Source organism: Klebsiella sp. JB_Kp031 (assembly GCF_040064295.1).
Classification (GTDB): domain Bacteria; phylum Pseudomonadota; class Gammaproteobacteria; order Enterobacterales; family Enterobacteriaceae; genus Klebsiella; species Klebsiella quasipneumoniae.
Window position 1 is genome coordinate 16,196 of sequence record NZ_JBEAJW010000021.1, and the last position, 18,216, is coordinate 34,411.

The following is an 18,216-nucleotide window of genomic DNA, read 5'->3' on the forward strand; positions in this document are numbered from 1 at the left end:
GACTAAAGGCTGAGCTTATGGCCATTTCTGTTTTGCGTGAGGAGGTCAGTATGGCCGTTCGTAGGAAAAAAGGAGACGCCAGTTAGCGGCGGACTGTGGGATTACCGGCGTTTATCAATAGTGTCAACTATCAAGCTTATGTAAGCAGACCTCGAATCTTCACTGTCGGACTGTCTTGCATAGGCTTTTTTTATTGCTCCATCGGAGAGTGGATGCTTCATATTGAGGAATAACATTACCACCAACACATCAATACAGCGGGCGGATGCAAAATACTCATAGATATAATCGTACGTCGTTTTTTTAAAATCGCCCCCCACTGAGCCGAGGTCAATCAGCGCTGCGATTATCTCTCCTGCCTCGCCATTCCTAACAGTTGGCTTCAACTGGCTTAGTTTTCGTTTCAGAGCCTCCTCGCGATCTCGTTGTTGCTGTAGATAATCAGAAAGGCTATTAAACATTCAAACTGGTCCTGTGCATTCTAATCCCACCTATCATACGGACATTCTTAAAATCTTGGAACCAGGGAAAGATACGGTCGGATCTAGACCGGTGGTGGGGGAGTATCGACTTTTACCTTTCGAAAACACAGTCGTTTTATAAAAGGGGTTGCTGCGTACCTAAAATAAGGTACAATTTGTTTGAAAGGGAAGGCCACGGAGCCGCCCATTAACTGCCTAAGGAGGCGTTCATGTCAACTATCCCTCAATTAGCTAAGCTGGGTTTTTCCTCAGATGTTGTTCCTGTGATCAATACCCCAGCGCCCAATATGACTCGCGGATTTGAGCGCTTTCATATCAGCTATAACAGTTCATCTGCCGGGTATGGCTGCGATACAACCGCTCTGGTTCTGGATGGCCGTGTGTTTTTCGTACTGAACGGGGACCATGCCTGTGATATGACCAAAGCTGCCGCAGCACGCGGTATCGATGGCTGCATTGACGTCTTCATAGACCGTATCGAGTCGGCTAGTCGACACAGCGAGCATAAAATGGCTATTGGTCTGACAAACGATGAGTTCGGATTGATGCCGACCGCGCTCGCTGTCATCGGAGAAGAGAACATCCTCCGTCTTCTATCTGCTGTGACAGGAAACGTTCAGGACTTTTCAGCGTACGGTATTAATCAGGATTAACCATTCTCAGCCCCTACTGACCCATAACTTTTGAGGCTTGTATGAAACTTGAAGATTTAACAGGTGACGACCGTACTCTGGTTGTAGTCGCTCTCCAGGCTCTTTTCCGGGAGCGAAGTAACTCATATCATGCAGCCTGCACCGCCTGCCAGCTTGCAGGCGAGAAACCACCAGCTGAGAATCTTTTTGGCGTGGAGGAAAGTATTTCGGCAATTCGCCGGATGGGAGCTCTCCCGCAGAGATGAAGCCAGATATGAAATCAACCAATGAGAACGAAAACAGACGCGGATTGCTCATCAGTGCAGGTCAGTTGCTGTTTGGTGAGCGCTGGCAAACAGAACTAGCCAGAGCCCTTGGACTGTCGGACGGCAGACGCATCCGTCAGTGGCTTTCTGGTGACAGACCAATACCTGTCGGTATATGGGATGACCTGCGTGAACTACTGGAGGACAGAAGCTCCAAAATGGAGCTGATAGTTAAACAGATTCAAGCCAGTAAGAAAGATAAAATGTAGGTACCTGCAGCTGACCATTAACAGGAGGCATAATGACGCAACAATTTTCTCCTCCGCATGAGGTGGTGGAAATGTCCCGGCGTATTTTTGAAAATTTAATCTCCAGTACTCTTAAGACATCTGATACCACAGGAACCTGCATGTATGGTTCGATTCTGGTTTCCATGCTACTGGAGAAATTTTCTGGGGTCAGGACGCGTATCGCCGGTGGTGATGGTGTTGGTGATGGCGGAATTGTCACCCCTGAAGGCATGAAAGGGCATTACTGGGTTGTCGCTAACGTTCATGGCATGCACTTTATTGTAGATATAACTGCCGATCAGTTCGGTATGGACAGTATCATATACAAAGGTCTTAAGGATGCCCCGGAGTACGTAGAAGGGCACCAGGCTGTAGTAGATGAGCATGTTGCTGATAGTTTTCAGAAGCTTTTTCAAAGCTACTCTTCAGAGGATACCCGGCTATGAGCCCTGTCAAAAATGGCGACATCATGAAACGCCTCAGAAAAATGATGCCCAAGACCGTTGAGCCTGCATTCAATTCACCTGAGGAGTTGTTGCAATGGCAGCGGGAACAGGGACAGCTTCGCTCGGAGGCCCTTGAGCGCGAGAATAGAGCTATGAAAATGCAAAGGACTTTTAACCGGTCAGGGATACGTCCTCTGCATCAGAATTGTTCATTTGATAATTACTTAGTTGAATGTGAGGGGCAAATGAAAGCACTCATGCTCGCCCGCCAATATGTAGAAGAATTTGAGGGGAACATCGCCAGTTTTATTTTCTCTGGAAAACCAGGCACTGGCAAAAACCATTTGGCAGCAGCAATCTGTAATGACCTCTTGTTGCGGGGAAAGTCAGTTTTAATCATAACGGTTGCAGACATCATGTCGTCCATGAAAGATACCTTCAGCAACAGGAATACCAGTGAAGAACAACTACTGAACGATCTCAGTAAAGTTGACCTTCTGGTCATTGATGAAATTGGAGTGCAAACAGAATCACGCTATGAAAAAGTTATCATCAACCAGATTGTTGATCGCAGGTCATCATCAAAACGCCCTACGGGGATGCTCACTAACAGCAATATGGAAGAGATGAACAAACTTGTAGGTGAGCGCGTGATGGACCGCATGCGTCTCGGAAACAGCCTATGGGTAGTGTTTAACTGGGAAAGCTACCGACATCGTGTTTCTGGAAAAGAATACTGAATCGACTGGAAAAACAATGAGAGTACTGCCTGGCAGAGCACGTTATACTGGTTAAAATCACAGATATTATTTGCGCTGGGTTAAATGAGTGATAGAATATCACGCATATAACCTGTGGAGGCAATAATGTCTGAATTTGATTCCCTTGCGGAAGAGCTGGTGGAAGAGGCACGTAATGAAGAGGCCAGACAACAGCAAAGGGACCTGTCCCTGATAGGGAAAGTCCTTGAAATCTATGATCAGAAGTTTGTTGCCGAACTTTTGCGTAAGCTGGGAAATTCAGACTGGACCAGGGAGACCCTGAACCGCTGGATTAACGGGAAATGTGGGCCACGTTCACTTACCGTAACTGAGGCATCGCTTCTTGAAAGACTGCTCCCGCAGCCGCCAGCAAACCATCCCAATTATGCTTTTCGCTTCATCGATCTCTTCGCCGGTATCGGCGGTATCCGTCATGGGTTTGAAGCCATTGGCGGCCAGTGTGTTTTCACAAGTGAATGGAACAGCTATTCAGTCAAAACTTATAAAGCAAACTGGTACTGCGATCCCGAAGCGCATATCTTCAATTCGGACATCCGCGATGTGACACTCAGTCATAAGGAAGATGTCAGCGAAGAAGATGCCTACGCCCATATCGATAAATCGATACCCGATCATGATGTTCTGCTGGCTGGTTTCCCGTGTCAGCCCTTTAGCCTTGCAGGTGTGAGCAAAAAAAACTCACTTGGCCGTAAACACGGTTTTGAATGTGACACCCAGGGGACCCTATTCTTCGATGTGGCTCGTATCATCATGGCAAAAAAACCGGCCATCTTTGTACTCGAGAACGTCAAGAACCTCAAAAGCCATGATAAAGGGAAAACTTTCCGTGTCATTATGGATACCCTGAATGAGCTCGGTTACGACGTTGCTGATGCTGAAGCTACAGGTGCGGATGATCCAAAAGTTATAGATGGTAAGCATTTCATCCCTCAGCACCGGGAGCGTATTGTTCTGGTGGGCTTCAGACGTGACCTGAATTTAAGTCAGGGATTTAGCCTTGCTGACATTTCTTCGCTGTTTCCTGAAAGAAAAGTGCTGTTCAGAGAACTCCTTGACAGTGATGTTGATGATAAATACACACTAACGCCAAAGCTGTGGGATTATCTCTATAAATACGCCAAAAAACACCAAGAGAAAGGTAATGGCTTTGGCTTTGGCCTGGTTAAACCAGACGATGATAAAGCGATTTCCAGAACAATATCAGCAAGGTATCACAAAGATGGCAGTGAATCGCTTGTTGATCGTGGTTGGGATAGCGAACTCGGTGAAAAAAACTTTAATGACCCTGATAACATGGCCAGACGTCCTCGGCGTCTAACACCGCGTGAGTGTGCCCGGCTAATGGGATTTGAGCAGCCAGGGAAAGTAACTTTTCGAATCCCCGTATCCGATACTCAAGCTTACCGCCAGTTCGGAAATTCCGTCATCGTGCCGGTCTTTGATGCAGTAGCGAAATTGCTGGAGTCACGGATCATCGAGGCTGTAAAGGCCCGGAAATAAATGCACTAAAAGAGCCCCAAGGGGCTCTTCAAATATCTATGCTGGTATCATCCCATGCGCATACGACTCTCGCCAGATGTGAGGGGATGTCACCAATAGAGTTTTTTGATTTCATCAATAAACGCAGATAGTGACATTAACTCACCCCTGATTTCCTCAGGAAAGGCCTTATGCAACCCTACCGGTACAACGAGCCGTATCCCCTCAGACTGCATTTCCCTGAACTGGGCCACAGAGACGCCCTGCTGTACGGTGAACAGGTGTACTGTATCAATTCTGTCAGCCTCATTCAGTACCTGCCGCCAGCGGTCCTTACAGGTGGTTTTAACCCCCAACATGCGTAACCGTTCAGCTGGGTAATCAGGATCGTGATAGGCAGCACCGGAAGGAAAGATGAAATCGGGTTTTTTCTTACCTTCCGTGATAGCCTGGGTTTCAAAGCTCGTTGCACCGTGTTCTTTGAAAAGAGATTCAAGATGGAGCTCAAGACTTTTCCCGGCACGAGACTTCCTCCGGTTACTCACTGAATTAGCAAGCGTAATAAAATCATTCACCGTAGCAAAGCCTTCGGCTATCTGACCCAGCACGTGCAGTTCCTCAACGGCAAGAAAAATTTCAAACTCAATTTTCCTCCTCCGCGTCAGTTGTGAGTCCGGGTCGTCAGTTGTTCTATCGTAATGACATGCGGCAAAACTAATAATCTCCCTTCCTGAAGGGAAGTGGTGATTCCATTCGGGTGGAAGCTTATACTTTGTTCTGCCAGGAGAAGTTTCTGTAACGAACCCTCCAATTATTTTATCTCCCGGACCAAATATCGTTGCTCCCGGGATAACTTCACCAATAATTGGTTCAAGAATATCTTCCTCGGTCAGGTCCTTGCAGACCCAGACATCACAATAACTGGATGATGTTCCAGGCACATGGTCGAAGGCGAGAAGTGCCAGAGCGCCGGTATTCTCCGGATTCTGGAGAGGATTTTGTCTACCAAAGCCCGTCAGACGCTTTTCATCACGGGTGCCCCCGAAAAATTTATTGTTGTAGTAAATGGCCCTTACATCATCAAGGTCAGGGCAATCAGGATGAGATGACACGTGAACAGAAAAAAGAGCTTCAGGATTTCTTAACTGAGTATCACGGAGGGAAGGAAACAGCTCATCAATGACGGCTCCCGGCATGTAAAGACCAGACTGGTGGGATCTTGTAGCACCGGTATCGTTCGCGGATAAGCGCTTAACGTATACCCAAACATTCGCAGAACACTTTGTTTGCAACCACTCCGCCAGAAGGCTCATTCAAACCTCTCCACCATAAACATTCGCTGTTTATGCACGATGTTACGGATCCTGAGGGTAGAATCAAGGCAAAAGAGAGTGAGCGTGGCTGTGAGGATAAAAGGTGTAACTATGAATTCATTCGTATGTTCAGGAGGTTATGCTAAAAATAAGCATACACCATCACTTAATAATTTATTAAACCACAAGGACATCTGAATTAAATTTTATCACTATCTTCACATTATATTCATATTCGCACTTACATTTAAATATAAAAACAAAAGTTAAAAAATAGAACGGTGTGATTTCATCTTTATAATTATTCACTGTTTATGAGATGAGTATTCCCATCTGCATTAAAAGATACCCGCCTAGAAATATAGGGGATTGACGAAGCGACTTTAAATGCAAGAATAGATATGCACGTTGTTCTAATAAATGGAAGACACACAGGAAAGAACAGTGTTTTCGTTCTTACAGGTCAACATAGTGCGAACTAAATATTTTTTATTACAATCAAAATGCGGGATTTCATTGACTAAACATTTATATGTGGAAAAATAGATTCATCCCGTATCACTCAAGAAGGTAACATATGATAATCCGTGACAAGATTACCGCAGAATTGAATTACCAGGCATCTGTAGAAGGAGAGACGGGTAATATAAAAATGTGTCGTATTATTCTGGAGTCTGTGAACAACATGGTTGTTTACAATACAATGGTAAAGGTAAAAAAAGCACCAGGCTCTGACTCAAAAACCGACGATGAGCAGTATTTCCACTATGTAAAGTCCTGGGTGGTTCCGTTCATTGAAAAAATGCATGCAGTCAATGACAAATGAATGCAGCATAACTGAAAGGAAGAACTCATGGCATTACTGATATCAGCAGACGATCGCATTACAAGGCTATCCCCTCTGGACCTGGAAGGTAGCCGTGATAATGACGGTGCATTCTCGCTTGCAGATATGCAACAACTGGTCGGTGGTTACATTGAAGCTGTGAAGCTCAACCCTGTAATCGTTCATGAAAACATTCGATATTGCTGGTTGGTTATTAATGAAGAAGGAAAGCTTCTATCCTTACCAGTAAACAAAAATGCAACTATTCTGGTGAAAAGTGTTATCGGCCCTGACGACTATATAGTCGGAAATGCGTTGATGCTCGAAGAAACCGAATTTCAATAGCTTAACAACATGGCTTTGAATGTTTTTTTATGAAGTTTTGGTCTTTATATTAGCCTGTCATTGACAGGCTTTTTTATAAAAATCATGGTGTTGGGATTTAATCTAGGTGCAAGCAGAAAGTTACTTTCTTTTTGACATTCCTAAGGAAATATTTAGAGCTAATATATCAGGTTTAACATTAACAAGTTGCAATAAACATTCTCTATGGCCATATGTGCTACCTCCGGATTTATCGATATAGACTTCACCATTAGCTCTCTTTCTTTCCCTTCCGTAACGTGCTGCGTATGCTTCTGGCATATTTTTTGAGCAAATCTCGCAAGGCCCCAGGTAGTCACTACTCCGACCCGTTGCTCTGGTGACTTTAATCATACGACCTGTCGGTTCATTTTGAATCATTACAATTCCCCCCTATAATCTAAATGAAATATAGGATTCGTGCCTACCCATTAAAATAGTTAAAAATTAGCAAGCCAAACACACCAAATACACTAAAATAGAACGTAGCAACAATGATTCTGGCAGACACGGTTGGTGTCATCCTTGCATTAAATGCGCAGATGAAAAGCGCAATGGTTGCAACAGTTTTTATAATGTAACCTGGAAATACATTGCTTTCGCCTATAATCTTGCCGACCTGTGAGCTTAACAGGCAAAAAGCTAGAATAACAAGCGGGCTCAACCATTTTTGGTTTCGACTAAAGTAAGAATCACTTTTTTTGTTATGCATACTCATATATTTTTCCCTTTTTTTTAATGCTATTCTGCTGATATCATCAGATTTGTTGTTAAAAAGTTACTTTTTGCGAGTCGTGTTCTTGCATGCGATAAAAACAAGCAGAGCAACCACACAAATTGTGAAGAATAACGCTTGCCATTGGCTCCTGAGATAATCCATTGATTGAGAATCGTATAACGCCGTAGTTCTATGAAGATCGTTGTTCTCAATCGCGACTTGTTGCTTTTGAGCGTCTGCACCCAAATCTTTTACCATTAACTCAATCATGTCGTTTTTTGTTGATTTTGAAATATTGCCCTCGTCAGTTCTATTTTTAGAGATGACCGCATCATGGCTTTGTTTTTGGCTTTCAAGTATAGAGATCAGATGCTGAATGCTAGAATTCAACTCTTCGCTGGATGAGTTATTTTTGTTCAATGATGAGATTAGTTGATCGATTTTTTCTTGTTCAAGTTTGTGCTTCAGTTGCACGGATATTTTATTGGTCAGTTCCTCCTGACTTTTATTAAGCACATTGTGCTCAGATATTTTCTCAGAAGTAGTGTTTCGTTCATTAATCAGGTCAGTTAAGTGGTTCAAACCCCGTAAATCGCTAGACTCAAATTTATCATTGGCTGGTTCATCAAAACTGCTGGCAAAGCTAACAGGGCTCATGAATGCAGTCAGAAGAATGACTGGCAGGGATGACCGAAAGAAGTTTGAAAATATAGAGGATTTCATAAAAATAACCTGAGTCGTAGATAAAGTGGTCTATCTATCGTACAGGCCAGTTAAGTTACTTTTCTGACTTAAATGCTCATAAACACGGTTTATGACATTTTTTTTTAGCAAACGTAGAGGTATGCCCCTGGGAGATAGAGGGGCACAAATCTGCTCAGCATCCCATCATCCGTTCCATTTTCTCCATTTGGCTCAGCTCATCGAGTTCACGCTGCTCACGCCGTCTTTCCACTAATGCTCTTTTTTCGCCGAAAGACATCTCGCGGATATTTGGAACTTTCACTTTCCCGCTGCCTTTACAGGTAGTGCAAAGGACATCATAGGCACCGTTAACGATCCTTTGCCGTTCCTCTGGCTCAATATCGTAAAGTTCAGAGTTGGTAAAACCATCTGAAAATGCAGGGTTGTCCATGCTACCGTGGCCATCACAGTGATGGCAAATTGCCCAATAAAAGTTGCCCATAATGCCTTCCTCAATCTGCTGTTACACCACTCATCGTATGTTTTTAGCGGCTTATCGGTGGTTACGTCATTACACTTACAATTATATGCCGTAGGAGGAACATATTTTGCAATCACATCTATGTGGTGGCTCATGTTTTTCAAAGCACGTCAATGTATGCAGTCTGAGCGGAGGAATACGGCGAAATACGGTATGACCGCAGCTAAGTCGTAAGACCCAGATCCTGCCTCCTCTTTCTCCAGTTGTGATATCAATGTGTACAACATCCCTCCAGACCTTTTTCATTTTGGTTTCTTATCCAAGCTTTTTGCTGTTTTTATCAAAGGGAGGATCAATTACCATATCCGCAGCTTTGTCCCACTCACTTGGGGTCACTGCTCCCGTCAGGTACGCAATCCTCATACCTATTGTAGGTCTGCCCGCTTTCATGAGATACGCCGCTGCACCTGCACACATAGCATCTTTCGTTGAAGGGGTGTACAAGCCATCTTCAAATTGCCCGCCAGCAATAGAATGTACAATTTTATGGCAGTAAAAGGTTGTGTGATCATCTTTTACCAGGGTATCGATAATGGACGATAGACGACCAGGGCTCAGATGGATGGCCCCTTCTTTCCTGAAAGGGCAGTTAGCACAGGGCATCTTTAACCGAAACATATCTTTGATGCGGAAATGCCCCCCAGCACCCAAGGTTGTTGGTTCGATACTGCCTGTTTTATCTTTTTGCATAGTTGCACCAACCGTGATAAACGAAAATTGCTTGTGATTGCAGTCAGCGATCTGAGCACCGTTCCTCTTTTCTCTCTTCTGAATCGTCCCAGCAGTGTTCTGATATCTCTCTAGTGACAGCAACTGAGTTGTCTTCAGCTAAAACATGATAATCAGCAAACCTAAAGTTATCACACAGTATTACTGTGTAACGCTTCATTTTTGCTCCTCAGATCTGAGATCTGCAACCTAAACAAGATGGGGGTGTGTTATGTCGTAAAACTGTCCATAAGTTAGTTTCTTGAAGTTTGGGGGGATGATAACTGGTTTATTATACCCATCATTCCTGTTAGGTATGGCGAAAGCTAATGCATCCTGCCTTCCAGAGATTGTACCACCGTAAGTTGTCAGGATAGCTGTAGCGAAAGGGCGATTGGCCACTGGTCCACCGTGGGCGCTGTGCATGATGCCAAAATGATTAATTATGTATGAAGACCAGCATGGGAAAGGACCGAGTTTGTTATTAACATTTTTAATAATTACATCGAGTTTTTTGTTGAACTCCCGCCCATCCGATGTATTTCCTTTCCCCCGGGCTACAATCACCGGTACCTTATCCATATAGCTTCGTCTTTTGATCGTGATTTCGCACGGGAATTTGTGATCTGCTTTCCAGACGAATGACTGTATTTTATCCCCCTTATCACCAAAACTCTGGGAGTCGACCCAGCCTACGGCTTCAACGAGTGTCATGGCTTCTTTAATTAATTCTGACCGCTTCTGTGAAATCGGCTCGAAGGACTCAATTAGAGCCTGAACCTCTGGCCCTTCCACAATATAGTAATCATAAAACTTCACATGGTCGGACATTGTGCTTTCCTTTTAATAATATTGGTTTGGGTGCCATCAAAGAAAGTTACTTTCCGTGCGTCTAGTCTAGAGGCCTAGCACCTCTTTCATTTGCTTTTGCGTTCTGACGGCTTTTGCCAGCGTTAGATCAACATCTCCCCTGTATCCCGTACCATCAGGTAAAATAACCAGACGCACCATTTTTCTGTTAGGTTTACAAATCTCTATCCTGTCTCCTTTGCGAAATACAGAGTATCCTTTTTTACATGCCTCAGAGACTAATTTTTCAATACCTTTACTTGCCATAAGTTAGCCTTACTCGGATTGAATCAGTATTAAAATTAAATATACAGTACCAGGAGGCCACAAGGTCGACAACAGCAAGGCAAAATTTCATCCTGCCCAACATAAGCCAGCGGGTCATTATCATACTTCACTTCACCCGATTTTTTCTTGAGTCGACATGCACCGCAATAACCAGAACGGCATTGTGATTCCACCTGGATGCCTGCTGATTCCAGTTGTTCCAAGATAGTAGTAACGGCATCTTCGCCAGTTATAACTGCCTCACTCTGTTCGGTAGAAACAATCTGACAATTAAAGTTAGCTGACATAACGCCCCCTTGGTAGTTGGTTCATTATATCACTTCCAGATGCCACCATAACCCCCTTAATTATTTGGCAACAGAAAAAAACCTTAGTTAATACACCTCGTCATAAACAGCCAAAAATTTCCACTTGGGATTTCCCTCAAAAAAACAATTTGAAAACACCCCACCCAAAAACTGCGAATGTTTTTGAAATATCACTCACCTTTTCTCTTCTAAATTTAAAATGACCCCTTGTCGTAGCGTTTTAATATGCAATCATATTCATAACAAAGGAGGAAATATGATTCATTCATTTGAAGAAAAAAATCTTGAGAAGTTATTTACGAGCGGGAAATCGCAGTCAGGGCTTCCTACGGATATTACTAACAGTCTTAAAAGAGCCCTTAATGAGTTACACGCTGCGGGAAGCGAAGCCGACCTGATCCGTCTTAAAAGCCGTAACTATGAAAAAATCCACCATACGCGGTTACGCGAACGTGAAAGGGCGGGCGATATGTCCTCTATCCGCGTGTCTTCAAAATACCGCCTGCTGTTTACGTGGGCCAATGGTGGGGCTAATCGGGTCAAACTTACCGCTCATGCCCATGCTTAAGGAATTGTTTAATGCACCATGTAGCAGAGCATCCTGAGGAAGAAATCCGGGCTATCGAGTTATATACATTGTTGGGCCGGGAAGGCGTGCAGGTGCGTCTGAACAGTCTCTCTGTTAAGGCTATATCTCGTTGGGAGCAGGCTCTACCTTTGCCTCCTGATTTTACGGGGACACCATTTGATTTTCTAACGGATGCTGAACGCGAAGAAAGGCATCTTTTGTTAATCGGACAGATGCTCTGCATTGATGAACAGGCAGAGGCCCGCGAGCGTATCAAACAGCGTTTAGCCAGTCGTAGGAAAGGTAGCAGCCAGCAAAGAGCTGACTGAACCAGTCAAAGCAAATATATGGGACGACAATGTTAGAGAAAATTTATTACCTTGCCCTTTTTCTGATTGCGATTTGCATTATTCGCGGTTTCGTTTTCGCATGGAGCAGACGCAGTCCATTGGCCCTGACGTTGACCATCAGTGCCCTGGTGATTTGTCTGGCTTTCCATACTCTGAATAACTCCGTAGCAACAAGTATGGATCAGATATTGTCCGGTACCAGGGACTTTACACAGTGTGACTTCATTGACCAGCAATCAGCTGAAATCAGCGGTCGTGGCTATCCGGTCATTGTCCTAATGTGCGATGACGGTCAACAGGTTGTTAATGCTGACGTTTATTCACGACAGCTGATGCAGAATCAGGATTGCAACACGTTCAGGGCGGTGACAAGTTGTCACTTACTGCCAGAAAAGTAACTTTCGATAAAAATAATTATCCGCTGCGGCATTTGTAGCGGTTATGCGAGGAAGCTTACTTTCAAATCTGATAATCTTTCTGAAGTAAACATGCAGCGAACGAAAAACCTTATTAATCATAGAGAAAACAATGAATTTCAACGACGAGCAGAATAATGCCAGCGATAAACATGCAGATGATCCTGTGCAATCAGGACAGAGCGAACAAAACACAATTAGGATTCTTAAACCAGGATCAAATAACGACCTGATTGACCAACTTCGTGGTGGGCCTCTGGACAAAACATCCGTTAACTATGAATACCACTCACCGGATCCTACTGAAACTGCCCAACGTCTTGCTTTAATTAATTATTTCAATGCCGGAGAAGAAAAAATGGTGCCTTTTAATCCTGTTAATTTGCTTCAAATTATGTCATCTCACAAGATGGAGACAGATGATGTTGCGCTAATCGCCGGTACCGATTCTGTTGCAGTGGAGTCCTGGTTCAAGGATGGGGTCGCCAGTGAGACAGCACTGCACAACATCGCATGTGCGGTCGGGGTATCGACGGAATGGATTCGGGGCTTTGTCTCCGGTAAGGATGAAACCCTTAAGGCAAACAGTGAAGGCCTGACGAAAGAGTTGCAGAATCTTCCCCCTGAAGAAATCGCCGTTCTGGCAAAAAGCTTCAGTTTGCGTTTGAAAGAAATCAGCGAACTCGATAACCACCAGCAGAGCCCAGCCGGGTCGATCGTCTCACTTAATGAGGTTTACAATAGTGATACCGAAGAGATCCTTGCTACTTATCGGCTACTGCCTGAAACAGAAAGACAAAATCTATATCGTGTGGTTTGTTTGAGACACAAAGAACTAGCACGACTTTACGAACAATATATTTAATATTAACAACCGATTAAAAAATGCAGTCTGGCTCCCGAACTGGACATTTGGTTGCAGGTGTCCATTTTTTATTTACACCTGCTTGTTTTCAAGGGAGTTCACAATTAGAAATAAACACTGGAACATCACAAGTAATCTCCATTTAAAATCCCCCCTTAGTCAGGGGCTATGATATTGCAATCAAAGAAAAATGACTTTCCGGGGGGGGGTAACCACACTCAAACATTGGATGTTTATTAACTAAATATGTCCTTTCCGTATTATTTTTGATTCTGATGAATTCGCCCCTGGTATTCAAGATTAAATATGAGATAATGATTACACGAATTTCACAGGGGTATGTTATGTCTCTTCTGAATCTGGATTTAATTGAAGCCATTTACTCTGATGCCGAGCGTGAACTCACCAATGATGAGTTATATAGGGAGGTACAGTCTCGCCTTTCAATTTCAGATAATGATTTCAATAAAAAAGAAAAATTCGGTTTGGCCGGTGTGCCGCATAACAAAATAAAACACCGTATCCGTTGGTTCCAACAGACGCTAAAAGCTATGAACGTCATTGAGCGTATAAGCTCAGGCCGTTCTCTATGGCGCCACTGTCGGAAAAACAAGTCAGGGCTTTCCGAAGTCAGGGAAGGGGCTTGTTTAGTGGCATTCAGTACAGATCTCGGCGTAGCGATTTTAGGAAATTCAACAATGGTGTTACCGGGCAATACCGAGCCGGTTCATCTCTGCCTGACTTCACCACCTTATCCGCTCAGAAAGCAGCGGGATTATGCTGCAGCCTTCAAAAACGACTGTGACTATATTGATTTCATCGTAGAAGCCATTCGGCCAATTGCCCACCAGCTGGTTGACGGTGGTTCTGTCGTGCTGAATATCGGACAGGATATTTTTAATCCGGGGCGGCCTTCTCGTTCCCTCTATCCTGAGCGCCTGTTACTGGCCTTGTGCGAAAAGCTTGACCTCTACCTGATGGACCGGGTGCCATGGGTTAATATGAGCAAACCACCTTCTCCGACATATTGGGCCTGCCGCAAGAAAATTCACCTGCTGGCCGGGCATGAAATGATTTTCTGGCTGACCAATAATCCAGATGCTGTCCGCTCCTGTAACCAACGTGTTTTGCAGCCCCACACCGAGAGCCATAGCGCGTTGATTTCCAGAGGCGGAGAGATGCGCAAGACAATTTACGGTGACGGCGCTCATGGCGTGAAACCAGGGGCCTTTGCGCACCACACTAACGGGGCTATTCCCAAAAATGTGATGATCAGAGGCCATGCATGTGCTGACACTCGTCGGTTTCATCAGGAGGCTAAACGCTTAGGGCTTCCTGCTCATGGGGCGATGTTCCCTACGGCCATCCCCGATTTTTTCATACGGTTCCTGACGGAGGAAAACGAGCTTGTTGTTGATCCTTTTGCCGGTTCTCTCAAGACAGGCCTGGCCGCCGAGCGGCTCAACCGCAGATGGATGTGTTTTGATAGTATTCTGGAATGGTTACGAATTTCAGCCACCGGCTTTTTTTCTGACTTCCCGGGATTTGAGATGAACCCGATTATTGATAACGGTGAGTTGTTCGCGTAAGCGGCCGTTACGAATAAACATTATTCACTCTGTCTTTTGCGGAGTGAACGATCACAGGAGATGGCGATATGCCTGACATTATCCCGCACCAACAACAGCCGGAACGTCTTCATAAATTTCACTCCCTCAAGGGAGGGCAATACTGGCGCGCAAAAAACGATATTCCTGAGCAATGTATTGAACAGGATGAAGTGTTGCTGATTGAGTCGCTCCGCTGGGTTGATAATGCACTCCATACTGTGATCCTCCGCACCCATCCGTCAAAATACGGCAAAGACTTTGTTTTCAAATTTACCGATGCTGCTGGCCGTAGCTGCCGCACCACGAAATCGTTTAAAGAGCATCGATTTCTGTTTAATGACTTTCTGGATAAATTTGAATTTGCAGATGATGGGCAGGATATCCGGAGCCAGGAACTGCTTGCAGCTCAAAACCGGGTTAGCCAGCTGACTCAGCAAATGACCGAAACCATGTCTGATCCTGAAGCACTGCGTACGGAACTCCTCGGCAGGGTTGAAGCAAAGAAAGCCAGTTCATCGACGCCAGGCGATGACAAAAAGCAACTTCCTATGGTTATGGAGCTGTCTTCATCAACTGAGATAGCGTCTCTTGGCACAGCTCTGTCATCAGGTATCGATGAAGCCAAAATAGCACAGCTCCAGCAGGCTGTTGAGTTCAGACATGAAATCGCACAGGCGCAAATCGACTGGATTAAAGAAAAGAATAATGCGATTTCGAGAGCCGTCATGGCTATTACTCCCTATCTGGAAGAGTCGGCTGCCGCCCAGCTTGCCATTGCCGAAGAAAGTCGCGAAACGCTGAATAAACTGATGGACGGTATAAAGTCCCTTGACCTCTACATCGGGAAAGATGTGGTGGTGAACACTATCAGGGAGGGTGAATCAGCACCGCCACACATTCCCTTGACGTTCGTACAGCGTAAGCTGGCCGTCGATGAGGAAACGGCTGTTTTTCTCGATATAGGAGAATGGTTTGATTTTGAAAAGTTGCCACTTTTTTTCCATGCATTAAACAACCATCCAGGGCTGGTGGAGCAGATCTTCCCGTCACAGCGCTGTGTGGTATGTATGACCACTACCCGTCGCTATATTGATTATCAGGACCGTTGGGCTAACTGGGAGCTCAATGCAAAAAACCAGACGGTCTTTCTGATGGTTCGGGACGGCGAACGGCTGTTCCAGGTTTACTCCGGAGTAGAGTCTCACCTCGGCGCTCATACACTTTTTCCAACCACCGATGAACAGGGAAATATCTTTCGAGGCATTGACGGTTCGCAGGTTACGTTCAATGACGTGTCATACACTGACAAGCTTAAAGCGCATGAGATGGTTGCTCTGCATTATTACCGGTTTCTTATCCTGTGCTGCGGGCTCGACCACCGGCTTAAGCTGTTTGGCGAGTTCTACGACCCTCAGGACCGCTTAAGTTTCGTCTCTATGGCGTTCCAGGAGAAGTATTGTCGATTCATTTATGATCATGATGGTACTGGCCTTCTGGACGATCCTGATGCGAAAGTGCGCCCCTCTATTGAGGAGTATATAACCCAGGCCAATAGCCATTTGCGCTCAGGTTCAAGGGTGTTCTGCGAATGGAGAGCTGTTTGTACACCAAATACCGCGCCGGGCGTTGTGAAAGTCGATACTGGTACCAGTTACCGATCCTATTATTTTACCGCCGATTTCATCAATGATGAGGGAATGGCGGTGGCCTTTACCCGCAACAATGAGATTTGCGTGGAGGTTCCGGTCAAAAAAGATATCTACCGTCGCACCCGGGCTAATGATGTACGTGAATTTAATGCGAAAGTATCCCTCACTAATTTTCAGCGTGATCCGTGGGATGACGCCTGCAGCGTGGGATTCCTCTGTCTGGACGCGGTTAAAGCCGATGATCTGGATTATTACATCCACAGCCGTTCCAGCCGTAAAAATTTTATGTACTACATAAAGCTCTTCAAACGCCTTTCAGCTGTCCTGAGAGCGGAAGAAGAGCAGGAGAAGCCCTATCGGCAAAAGCTCATCAGAGCGCTGGTGGATGGCAACATAGGCACTAAAACTAATCGTGCTGAAATCGTCGACAAGACAGTCATCACCTGGCGGGCGGACAAAAAAGGTCAGCCGCTTAGTGAAGGAATTGACAACGAGAAAAGCTGGAAAGCATTACTTGGCATGATGGACCTGATCGCCTGGCGCGGTTTGAGCCATAGAGAGGCTGCAGTGGAGATGGCCATCTCCCGGGGTAGCAAACCGTTACGTCTTATAGTCACGACAAATGCCAGACTGGCTCTGTATGTTACCCCTACAGCCGAGGAACGTGACGATCGCGTGGAAAAACATAAGTGGGCCATGCTGCTGACCTTTAAAATGTCAGCAAAAGGGCTGACTCTTGATTCCAGCAAACCTGCGTTGCTAAGCAAAAATAGTGTTTGCGAAACAACCCTCTATGAATGGCCGGAGGCCAATGAGTGGAAAGGGTTGAAATCAGTGTTCTCCAGCTTTCACGAAAAGCAAAGAGCGTTTGAATATATTGAGACAGGCAAAGAGGACCTCCGAAAACTGTCTCCGGCTAACCCCTCAGAATTTGAGGCTGGGGTACGTGAATGGATGACGGCCTACTGCGAAATGAATGATTACCGCAAAACCGGGGGCCAGGTGCAGCAGCCGAGATTGATGATACCGGTAGGCATCTACATTAACCGGGGAGACTGGCAGTATATCTACGTCACAACAGAAAGTGAGGCCGCTGGGTATTTTTATCACAACAGCAGCGAACGCCTGAAAAAGGAACTTTATCAGGAATATGTTTCACGCTTTGCTCACCCGGAAGGAAAGCTCGAAAGGCTTGAAACTAGGGGGAACAGGCTGGCATTGGGCATGACGAACAGAACTCCCGACATCGGCATGTTCTGTGCAGATCGCAATGTTGAAATGGATAGCGTGAATTATGGACCTTTATCTTACAGCGCCTACAGCCAGCTTCAGCGAATTGAAAACCGATTGTTTTTTGTCCTCGCTGAAGCGGAACGCGGGTTACATCGCAGGATTTATATTGCCGATAACCTTAAAAGCGATAATGGTGAGTTTATCATAGATAAACTCCTTGGTTCTTCACATCTACAGGTGCAGTCTGCCGTTGATGTATTCGAAGTCATTCTACCTAAATCGTTGTCAGAAGGGCCGCTGCCGGTAATCAAATCGAGTGGTGAAATCTACCGTATTCACCACTGGTTTGATATCTGTCCAAAAGGCGCTGAGGCTAATGTTTCATTGAGCAATATCGAGGCACCAGTAAATAAGGTTACCAGACACAGTTTCGATAGCAGGGAGACGGCAATCATGCATATCCTGATGCAGAAGGAAACCGTTAAGAAAAGTGTCTCCGGAGACAGATCAAACACGCCAGAAGGCGTTGACGAAAGGTGGTATTAGGGGA

Annotated in this window: 23 protein-coding genes; 13 read left to right on the forward strand and 10 right to left on the reverse strand. The window is 45.1% G+C overall.

Annotation, left to right across the window (positions count from 1 at the left end; translation table 11 throughout):
* Nucleotides 1-101: 101 nt before the first annotated feature.
* Nucleotides 102-461 carry a hypothetical protein gene (locus tag ABLV64_RS06505; protein ID WP_004196726.1) on the reverse strand — a complete coding sequence of 120 codons (360 nt, stop codon included), beginning with the start codon at nt 459-461 and terminating at the stop codon, nt 102-104.
* 230 nt (nt 462-691) lie between these two features.
* Here ABLV64_RS06505 and ABLV64_RS06510 point away from each other — a divergent pair, with 230 nt between their 5' ends.
* The 5 genes from ABLV64_RS06510 (at nt 692) to ABLV64_RS06530 (ending at nt 4,398) form a co-directional block, all read left to right on the forward strand.
* Nucleotides 692-1,135 (forward strand): hypothetical protein, encoded by a 444-nt coding sequence (locus tag ABLV64_RS06510; RefSeq protein WP_004026468.1) that lies wholly within the window; start codon nt 692-694, stop codon nt 1,133-1,135.
* A gap of 253 nt (nt 1,136-1,388) precedes the next feature.
* Nucleotides 1,389-1,649: a hypothetical protein gene (locus ABLV64_RS06515; RefSeq protein WP_004026466.1), complete on the forward strand. Its 261-nt coding sequence runs from the start codon at nt 1,389-1,391 to the stop codon at nt 1,647-1,649.
* 32 nt (nt 1,650-1,681) lie between these two features.
* Nucleotides 1,682-2,116: a hypothetical protein gene (locus ABLV64_RS06520; RefSeq protein ID WP_004196690.1), complete on the forward strand. Its 435-nt coding sequence runs from the start codon at nt 1,682-1,684 to the stop codon at nt 2,114-2,116.
* Nucleotides 2,113-2,856: a DNA replication protein DnaC gene (gene dnaC / locus ABLV64_RS06525; RefSeq protein ID WP_110437876.1), complete on the forward strand. Its 744-nt coding sequence runs from the start codon at nt 2,113-2,115 to the stop codon at nt 2,854-2,856. Before ABLV64_RS06520 ends, dnaC begins: the two co-directional genes overlap by 4 nt.
* A gap of 126 nt (nt 2,857-2,982) precedes the next feature.
* Entirely contained in the window at nt 2,983-4,398 is a 1,416-nt protein-coding gene (locus tag ABLV64_RS06530; RefSeq protein WP_004026463.1) for a DNA cytosine methyltransferase, read from the forward strand.
* An 89-nt stretch (nt 4,399-4,487) separates the two neighbouring features.
* Here the strand turns inward: ABLV64_RS06530 and ABLV64_RS06535 are convergent, their stop codons facing one another.
* A complete protein-coding gene (locus tag ABLV64_RS06535) occupies nt 4,488-5,690 on the reverse strand; it encodes a type II restriction endonuclease (protein ID WP_110437877.1) in 1,203 nt (400 codons plus the stop codon).
* Between the two features lie 577 nt (nt 5,691-6,267).
* Between ABLV64_RS06535 and ABLV64_RS06540 the strand changes: the two genes are divergently transcribed.
* Nucleotides 6,268-6,516 carry a hypothetical protein gene (locus ABLV64_RS06540; protein WP_004181828.1) on the forward strand — a complete coding sequence of 83 codons (249 nt, stop codon included), beginning with the start codon at nt 6,268-6,270 and terminating at the stop codon, nt 6,514-6,516.
* Nucleotides 6,517-6,543: 27 nt separating this feature from the next.
* Nucleotides 6,544-6,861: a DUF3846 domain-containing protein gene (locus ABLV64_RS06545; protein ID WP_004181829.1), complete on the forward strand. Its 318-nt coding sequence runs from the start codon at nt 6,544-6,546 to the stop codon at nt 6,859-6,861.
* 120 nt (nt 6,862-6,981) lie between these two features.
* Here ABLV64_RS06545 and ABLV64_RS06550 read toward each other — a convergent pair whose 3' ends face one another.
* The 8 genes from ABLV64_RS06550 to yfaE all read right to left on the reverse strand — a co-directional run bounded on the left by ABLV64_RS06550 (nt 6,982) and on the right by yfaE (nt 10,954).
* Nucleotides 6,982-7,260 carry a hypothetical protein gene (locus ABLV64_RS06550; RefSeq protein WP_124036897.1) on the reverse strand — a complete coding sequence of 93 codons (279 nt, stop codon included), beginning with the start codon at nt 7,258-7,260 and terminating at the stop codon, nt 6,982-6,984.
* 43 nt (nt 7,261-7,303) lie between these two features.
* The gene (locus tag ABLV64_RS06555; RefSeq protein WP_004196694.1) at nt 7,304-7,597 is read right to left on the reverse strand and encodes a hypothetical protein; all 294 of its coding nucleotides are present in this window, start codon (nt 7,595-7,597) and stop codon (nt 7,304-7,306) included.
* A 60-nt stretch (nt 7,598-7,657) separates the two neighbouring features.
* The gene (locus ABLV64_RS06560) at nt 7,658-8,320 is read right to left on the reverse strand and encodes a hypothetical protein (protein WP_016947056.1); all 663 of its coding nucleotides are present in this window, start codon (nt 8,318-8,320) and stop codon (nt 7,658-7,660) included.
* Between the two features lie 154 nt (nt 8,321-8,474).
* Nucleotides 8,475-8,783, reverse strand: a complete 309-nt coding sequence (locus ABLV64_RS06565) for a hypothetical protein (RefSeq protein ID WP_004026456.1) — start codon at nt 8,781-8,783, stop codon at nt 8,475-8,477.
* Between the two features lie 294 nt (nt 8,784-9,077).
* A complete protein-coding gene (locus ABLV64_RS06570) occupies nt 9,078-9,512 on the reverse strand; it encodes a hypothetical protein (protein WP_004026454.1) in 435 nt (144 codons plus the stop codon).
* 228 nt (nt 9,513-9,740) lie between these two features.
* The gene (locus ABLV64_RS06575; protein WP_016947058.1) at nt 9,741-10,361 is read right to left on the reverse strand and encodes a hypothetical protein; all 621 of its coding nucleotides are present in this window, start codon (nt 10,359-10,361) and stop codon (nt 9,741-9,743) included.
* A 66-nt stretch (nt 10,362-10,427) separates the two neighbouring features.
* Nucleotides 10,428-10,646, reverse strand: coding sequence for a hypothetical protein (locus ABLV64_RS06580; RefSeq protein WP_085858953.1), 219 nt, complete (start codon nt 10,644-10,646; stop codon nt 10,428-10,430).
* A 35-nt stretch (nt 10,647-10,681) separates the two neighbouring features.
* Nucleotides 10,682-10,954: a class I ribonucleotide reductase maintenance protein YfaE gene (gene yfaE / locus ABLV64_RS06585; protein WP_016947059.1), complete on the reverse strand. Its 273-nt coding sequence runs from the start codon at nt 10,952-10,954 to the stop codon at nt 10,682-10,684.
* A gap of 277 nt (nt 10,955-11,231) precedes the next feature.
* Between yfaE and ABLV64_RS06590 the strand changes: the two genes are divergently transcribed.
* The 6 genes from ABLV64_RS06590 to ABLV64_RS06615 all read left to right on the forward strand — a co-directional run bounded on the left by ABLV64_RS06590 (nt 11,232) and on the right by ABLV64_RS06615 (nt 18,212).
* On the forward strand, nt 11,232-11,543 hold the full coding sequence (locus ABLV64_RS06590) for a type II toxin-antitoxin system RelE/ParE family toxin (protein WP_004181835.1): 312 nt from the start codon (nt 11,232-11,234) through the stop codon (nt 11,541-11,543).
* Between the two features lie 11 nt (nt 11,544-11,554).
* Complete coding sequence (locus ABLV64_RS06595; protein WP_004026449.1) at nt 11,555-11,872, forward strand: hypothetical protein; 318 nt, start codon at nt 11,555-11,557, stop codon at nt 11,870-11,872.
* A 29-nt stretch (nt 11,873-11,901) separates the two neighbouring features.
* On the forward strand, nt 11,902-12,291 hold the full coding sequence (locus ABLV64_RS06600; RefSeq protein ID WP_016947060.1) for a hypothetical protein: 390 nt from the start codon (nt 11,902-11,904) through the stop codon (nt 12,289-12,291).
* 130 nt (nt 12,292-12,421) lie between these two features.
* Nucleotides 12,422-13,174: a hypothetical protein gene (locus ABLV64_RS06605; protein ID WP_004026447.1), complete on the forward strand. Its 753-nt coding sequence runs from the start codon at nt 12,422-12,424 to the stop codon at nt 13,172-13,174.
* Nucleotides 13,175-13,518: 344 nt separating this feature from the next.
* The gene (locus ABLV64_RS06610; RefSeq protein WP_004026446.1) at nt 13,519-14,763 is read left to right on the forward strand and encodes a site-specific DNA-methyltransferase; all 1,245 of its coding nucleotides are present in this window, start codon (nt 13,519-13,521) and stop codon (nt 14,761-14,763) included.
* Between the two features lie 68 nt (nt 14,764-14,831).
* Nucleotides 14,832-18,212, forward strand: a complete 3,381-nt coding sequence (locus ABLV64_RS06615) for a hypothetical protein (RefSeq protein ID WP_040222869.1) — start codon at nt 14,832-14,834, stop codon at nt 18,210-18,212.
* Nucleotides 18,213-18,216 lie beyond the last annotated feature (4 nt).

Coding starts and splice junctions, on each gene's coding strand:
- ABLV64_RS06505 (WP_004196726.1), bottom strand. CDS start 461: ATGTTTAATAGCCTTTCTGATTATCTACAGCAACAACGAGATCGCGAG.
- ABLV64_RS06510 (WP_004026468.1), top strand. CDS start 692: ATGTCAACTATCCCTCAATTAGCTAAGCTGGGTTTTTCCTCAGATGTT.
- ABLV64_RS06515 (WP_004026466.1), top strand. CDS start 1,389: ATGAAATCAACCAATGAGAACGAAAACAGACGCGGATTGCTCATCAGT.
- ABLV64_RS06520 (WP_004196690.1), top strand. CDS start 1,682: ATGACGCAACAATTTTCTCCTCCGCATGAGGTGGTGGAAATGTCCCGG.
- dnaC (WP_110437876.1), top strand. CDS start 2,113: ATGAGCCCTGTCAAAAATGGCGACATCATGAAACGCCTCAGAAAAATG.
- ABLV64_RS06530 (WP_004026463.1), top strand. CDS start 2,983: ATGTCTGAATTTGATTCCCTTGCGGAAGAGCTGGTGGAAGAGGCACGT.
- ABLV64_RS06535 (WP_110437877.1), bottom strand. CDS start 5,690: ATGAGCCTTCTGGCGGAGTGGTTGCAAACAAAGTGTTCTGCGAATGTT.
- ABLV64_RS06540 (WP_004181828.1), top strand. CDS start 6,268: ATGATAATCCGTGACAAGATTACCGCAGAATTGAATTACCAGGCATCT.
- ABLV64_RS06545 (WP_004181829.1), top strand. CDS start 6,544: ATGGCATTACTGATATCAGCAGACGATCGCATTACAAGGCTATCCCCT.
- ABLV64_RS06550 (WP_124036897.1), bottom strand. CDS start 7,260: ATGATTCAAAATGAACCGACAGGTCGTATGATTAAAGTCACCAGAGCA.
- ABLV64_RS06555 (WP_004196694.1), bottom strand. CDS start 7,597: ATGAGTATGCATAACAAAAAAAGTGATTCTTACTTTAGTCGAAACCAA.
- ABLV64_RS06560 (WP_016947056.1), bottom strand. CDS start 8,320: ATGAAATCCTCTATATTTTCAAACTTCTTTCGGTCATCCCTGCCAGTC.
- ABLV64_RS06565 (WP_004026456.1), bottom strand. CDS start 8,783: ATGGGCAACTTTTATTGGGCAATTTGCCATCACTGTGATGGCCACGGT.
- ABLV64_RS06570 (WP_004026454.1), bottom strand. CDS start 9,512: ATGCAAAAAGATAAAACAGGCAGTATCGAACCAACAACCTTGGGTGCT.
- ABLV64_RS06575 (WP_016947058.1), bottom strand. CDS start 10,361: ATGTCCGACCATGTGAAGTTTTATGATTACTATATTGTGGAAGGGCCA.
- ABLV64_RS06580 (WP_085858953.1), bottom strand. CDS start 10,646: ATGGCAAGTAAAGGTATTGAAAAATTAGTCTCTGAGGCATGTAAAAAA.
- yfaE (WP_016947059.1), bottom strand. CDS start 10,954: ATGTCAGCTAACTTTAATTGTCAGATTGTTTCTACCGAACAGAGTGAG.
- ABLV64_RS06590 (WP_004181835.1), top strand. CDS start 11,232: ATGATTCATTCATTTGAAGAAAAAAATCTTGAGAAGTTATTTACGAGC.
- ABLV64_RS06595 (WP_004026449.1), top strand. CDS start 11,555: ATGCACCATGTAGCAGAGCATCCTGAGGAAGAAATCCGGGCTATCGAG.
- ABLV64_RS06600 (WP_016947060.1), top strand. CDS start 11,902: ATGTTAGAGAAAATTTATTACCTTGCCCTTTTTCTGATTGCGATTTGC.
- ABLV64_RS06605 (WP_004026447.1), top strand. CDS start 12,422: ATGAATTTCAACGACGAGCAGAATAATGCCAGCGATAAACATGCAGAT.
- ABLV64_RS06610 (WP_004026446.1), top strand. CDS start 13,519: ATGTCTCTTCTGAATCTGGATTTAATTGAAGCCATTTACTCTGATGCC.
- ABLV64_RS06615 (WP_040222869.1), top strand. CDS start 14,832: ATGCCTGACATTATCCCGCACCAACAACAGCCGGAACGTCTTCATAAA.